Origin of the sequence: Aquamicrobium ahrensii, assembly GCF_040545755.1 — a bacterium.
Taxonomy (GTDB): Bacteria; Pseudomonadota; Alphaproteobacteria; order Rhizobiales; family Rhizobiaceae; genus Mesorhizobium; species Mesorhizobium ahrensii.
The window spans coordinates 1-2,502 of sequence record NZ_JBEPMN010000032.1; the positions used below are offsets into that span (position 1 = coordinate 1).

The window sequence follows — 2,502 nt, forward strand, 5'->3', positions numbered from 1 at the left end:
TGTGATTTTTCATGGAATGAGGACCCTGTTTAAGGGGTGATTTTCGTCCAAACGGGACCCCTTAACGTGGGGTCATCAAGATGCCTCCGGTTTGATCGGAGGCATTTGTGTTTTGGATGTTGATTGTGGAGACGATTGCAAAGATACGCCGGCTTTCTCGGGTTCAGGGAAAGTCGATCAAGGCGATCTGCCGGGAGCTGAAGGTTTCGCGGAAGGTTGTGCGCAAGGTGCTGCGCTCGGACGAGACGGAGTTCCGCTACGAGCGCAAGCATCAGCCCTATCCGCGGATGGGGGCCTGGCGCGAAGAGCTTGACCGGATGCTGACGGCGAATGTGGCCAAGCCCCGGCGAGAACGACTGACGCTGATCCGCATCTTCGAGGATCTTGGCGAACTCGGCTATGAAGGCAGTTACAGCTCGGTGTGGCGGCACGCGCAGGCGTGGGAAAGAGAGCGGGGCAGCGCCGTTGCCGAGGCCTACATCCCGCTGAGTTTTGCGCCGGGCGAGGCTTACCAGTTCGACTGGAGCCACGAGATCGTTGTTCTCGACGGTGTGACCACGACAGTGAAGGTGGCGCACATGCGGCTTTGCCACAGCCGCATGTTCTTCGTGCGCGCCTATCCGCGCGAGAGCCAGGAGATGGTGTTCGACGCGCACGACCGGGCGTTCGCCTTCTTCAAGGGAACCTGCACGCGCGGCATCTACGACAACATGAAGACGGCGGTGGACGCGATCTTCATCGGCAGGGATCGCCGCTACAACCGGCGCTTTCTGCAGATGTGCGGCCATTACCTTGTCGAGCCGCAGGCCTGCACGCCGGCGGCGGGCTGGGAAAAAGGTCAGGTCGAGAACCAGGTCGGGCTGGTGCGCGAGCGCTTCTTCACGCCGCGGCTCCGCTTCAAGACGCTGGAGGATCTGAACGGCTGGCTGGCCGACAAATGCGTCGTCTGGGCAAAGGCGCGCCGGCACCCCGAGCAGGGTGAGCGCACGATCTGGGACGTGTTCGAGGAAGAACGCGTCAGCCTCATTCCCTATGCCGGGCGCTTCGACGGCTTCCACAGCGTCCCCGCCTCGGTGTCGAAGACCTGCACGGTGCGCTTCGACAACAACAAATACTCCGTGCTGTCGAGCGCCGTGGGTCGCCCGGTCGAGCTCCATGCCTATGCCGATCGGATCGTCATTCGCCAGGACGGCGTGGTCGTCGGCGATCATGCCCGCGCGTTCGGACGCGGCAAGGTGGTCTACGACCCTTGGCACTACGTCCCGGTCCTGGCGCGCAAGCCGGGCGGATTGCGCAACGGCGCGCCATTCCGGGAATGGGTCCTGCCGTCGGCCATGGAGAAGATACGCCGCAAGCTGAAGGCGACCGGCGATGGCGACCGGCAGATGGTGTCGGTCCTCACCTGCGTGCTGACCGACGGAATAGGCGCGGTCGAGGCCGCCTGCCAGGAGGCGCTCGATCAGGGCGTTTCGTCGGCGGACATAATCCTCAACATCCTGGCCCGCAGCCGTGATCCGGCTCCGTGCGAGGTTCTTTCCATTCCCCAAGCGCTGAAGCTGGCTCACGAGCCGATCGCCGACTGCGCCCGCTATGACAGTCTCAGGAGGACAAACAGCCATGCAACGCACCGAGGTTCTGGACCTGATGGGAGCGCTGAAGCTCTACGGGATGCGGTCGGCCTATGACGAGATCATGGGCGTCGCCATCAAGCGCCAGCACGAGCCGCCGAAGATCGTCGGCGATCTGCTGTCGGCCGAGATCGCCGAGAAGCAGGCCCGCTCGATCAAATACCAGCTCACCGTCGCCAAGCTTCCCTTGGCCAAGGACATCGACGACTTCGACTTCACCAGCACTCCGGTCAACGAACCCCTTGTCCGCGACCTGGCCGGTGGCGCCTTCGTCGCCGATCAGCGTAACGTCGTCCTGGTCGGCGGCACCGGAACCGGCAAGTCGCATCTGGCCATCGCCATTGCCCGGGCGCTGATCCGCAACGGTGCTCGCGGACGCTTCTTCAATGTGGTCGATCTGGTCAACCGGCTGGAGACCGAGACCCGCGCCGGGCGGCAGGGGCGCATTGCCGATCATCTGACCCGGCTCGACTTCGTCGTCTTTGACGAACTCGGCTACCTGCCCTTCGCCCAGGCCGGCGGGCAACTGCTCTTCCACCTCGTCTCGAAGCTCTACGAGCGCACCAGCGTCATCATCACCACCAATCTCGCTTTCGCAGAATGGCCGAGTGTGTTCGGCGACGCCAAGATGACGACCGCGCTGCTGGACAGGCTCACGCACCACTGCGAAATCGTCGAGACCGGAAACGAATCCTGGCGCTTCAAAAGCCGCTCTCAAAGCTAAAGCCGAAAGGCAAATCAGCCGCGCCCGATCAGGCTGTGCAACCCCGACCAGCTTCGCCTGATCGGGCGCTAACCGGTGTGCCCTTCATCAGCTCAAGCCGGGGGCCCTTTTACGCGAAAACGCAGGGTCCCGATTCCACGGTCATTGACA

At 63.1% G+C, this 2,502-nt stretch carries 2 protein-coding genes; both read left to right on the forward strand.

Translation table 11 applies throughout. The annotated features are described in order from the left end of the window. Positions 1 to 116: 116 nt before the first annotated feature. A complete protein-coding gene (gene istA / locus ABID44_RS18600) occupies positions 117 to 1,685 on the forward strand; it encodes an IS21 family transposase (protein ID WP_354153167.1) in 1,569 nt (522 codons plus the stop codon). Continuing rightward, entirely contained in the window at positions 1,618 to 2,352 is a 735-nt protein-coding gene (istB, locus tag ABID44_RS18605) for an IS21-like element helper ATPase IstB (RefSeq protein ID WP_354153166.1), read from the forward strand. Before istA ends, istB begins: the two co-directional genes overlap by 68 nt. The last annotated feature ends 150 nt before the right edge of the window (positions 2,353 to 2,502 follow it).

Excerpts from the sequence above, each read along its gene's own strand:
- istA (WP_354153167.1), top strand. The coding sequence starts at position 117 with ATGTTGATTGTGGAGACGATTGCAAAGATACGCCGGCTTTCTCGGGTT.
- istB (WP_354153166.1), top strand. The coding sequence starts at position 1,618 with ATGCAACGCACCGAGGTTCTGGACCTGATGGGAGCGCTGAAGCTCTAC.